This window comes from Planktothrix sp. FACHB-1355, from assembly GCF_014748295.1.
GTDB lineage: Bacteria > Cyanobacteriota > Cyanobacteriia > Cyanobacteriales > Aerosakkonemataceae > Aerosakkonema > Aerosakkonema funiforme_A.
The window spans coordinates 1-2,072 of the sequence record NZ_JACJUP010001209.1 but is presented as its reverse complement, the minus strand read 5'-3'; the positions used below and the strand labels follow the sequence as shown (position 1 = coordinate 2,072).

Below are 2,072 nucleotides of genomic sequence, written 5' to 3'. Positions count from 1 at the left end.
GGTGATTCTTCGGCTGAAAACAGCTTCCACCAATAATGTTACCATCACAATAAAATTGAGTTTCATATCATATCCCGTAGCATCGTTTGCGTAAAAAAATCGCTTTCTTATCTGCGTTTATCTGCGTTTATCTGTCTTTATCTGCGGTAAAAATTTAACCCCCGCTCTCCCACAGATAAGCTCTCGCATCAGTCTGACAATACAGATGCAACCAGACACAATATCATATCTGTGTTCATCTGTGTTTATCTGTCTTCATCTGTGGTTAAAATTTAACCCCCGATTCAGTGCAGACAATCCTCAAGAGCATTCTTAAACTACCGATGCTAGCGGACATAATATAATTTATTTTGAGTTATATTCAAGAGATTGAATAATCAATTCCAAGCCAGATTGACCGAGATCGGAAGCATCTAAGAGCGCATCTATTCTTTCTTTTGTTATTTCCCTGATAACCATTCTGCACGCAGTTTCTCAATCGCTTTCTCTTTCAGCTTAGCCTCAACTTCTATCGAAGGCGCGTTGTGATAGGAACTCGGCATTACAGCAATCAAATCGCTGTGGTGTGGGTCGTTAAAAGATTCGCATCCATTAGAAATATGTACGAGTTGCCATTCAGGATGAGGCCAAGTTGTCCGCGCTGCTGCTAACATTTCAGCAACGCTGGGATGATCGTAACTATCCAGTTTTTCGTGAATAATATGGTGGTGAGCGTCAAATACCATCGGGACGCCTGTGGCGCGACAAATTTCGAGAATTTCAGAGGCGCTGTAAGCGTATTCGTCGTTTTCTAATGCTAATCTGGAGCGAATACCCTCCGGTAAATTGCGGATAACATTAATCAGACGTTCCGATCGATCGCTCTTTCCTCCGTGTATTTCCATAACCGTCCAAGGCGATCGCGCCAACCCCAGCATATCCAAAATCCGGGCGTGAGTGCTGAGAATCTTAATGCTATTTTCGATTACTTCCGGTTTATCCGAACTTAGCACGACAAATTGGTCTGGGTGAATCACTATTCTGATCCCAAGTTCGGTAGCAGTCGCTCCCGTTTTTTGCAATTTCTCCGCAAATTCACTTAGTACCCCTTCGCCTACAGGTTCGTCCGCAAATGGAAATAGCGCAGAGGTAACGCGATACAAGCGAATGTTGTGGAAATTGCAAAATGCGATCGCCGCATTCAGCCGGATCGAATTGTCAGTATACAACTCCCGCAACACCCGTACCTGTTCTTCGGGTGCTAATTGCAACAGCCGTTTGCGCGTCAAAGCACGATACCGCACTTTGTCAGAAGCGGTAATGCAAACTAAACCTAATTGTGGCACTATATTATTCGTTGAATTCATTTTTCTGCGGCTTGGGGTAAAAACGTTGCCCAGAGATGTCGGTACGAAACACTTTACCTGTTTGTTTATTTATTTTTACCACGGTTGCAGCCGAATCCTTGAGCGGTTTTCCGCATGAGTAATCCTCTTGAAAAATCGGTTATTCTGCGCTAATTAAATTGCTTGCGATCGCATTAGCTTTAACCGCACTCTTCAGTTCGTGACTTACTGGTAAATAAATATTCCTCAAAAATTGCCCCAAACTTTATACCTGATTATTCGAGCCATCCAAAAACTTTTGAAACTGAGGACATCTCTCACACTTAGAATCCCTATCTGGCATCAAGCAATTACGCTTATTATTTAAATCGATCCCAACTAAACTACCTGCAATAAAACTCAATCCAGCAAATGTTATTGGTGAGCGTATTGCAGGAAGTAAGTCTCGTTGCACTATGCCACCTTCGTAAGTGATTTCGCCGATTGCATCCCAGGCTAAATTCTCCCAACGAGCGGTGAAACTATTATCGCAAAAGCTCCATTTTAATAAACCCCAGTCACATATCTCACTTTCACCGCTGACTTCAATACCGCTCAATTTTCCATTGGAAAAGTTTACGATTCCATTCGTCAAACTTCCACCACCGTCTAACCAAGTTGATGACTCATCAGTACTAAAAAAACGCCAAGCTCCAGAAGCTATTCCCACGGTTTCGTAACCTATTCCCGTTAAGGATGAACTATCAA

General features: G+C 42.8%; 2 protein-coding genes. Both read right to left on the bottom strand.

Translation table 11 applies throughout. The features are described 5' to 3' along the window. Positions 1-440: 440 nt before the first annotated feature. On the bottom strand, positions 441-1,346 hold the full coding sequence (gene uvsE / locus H6S82_RS30840; RefSeq protein ID WP_190464293.1) for a UV DNA damage repair endonuclease UvsE: 906 nt from the start codon (positions 1,344-1,346) through the stop codon (positions 441-443). A gap of 244 nt (positions 1,347-1,590) precedes the next feature. Next, the coding region (locus H6S82_RS30835) for a hypothetical protein (protein WP_191057301.1) at positions 1,591-2,072 on the bottom strand (482 nt) is incomplete at its 5' end.

Excerpts from the sequence above, each read along its gene's own strand:
- uvsE (WP_190464293.1), bottom strand. The coding sequence starts at position 1,346 with ATGAATTCAACGAATAATATAGTGCCACAATTAGGTTTAGTTTGCATT.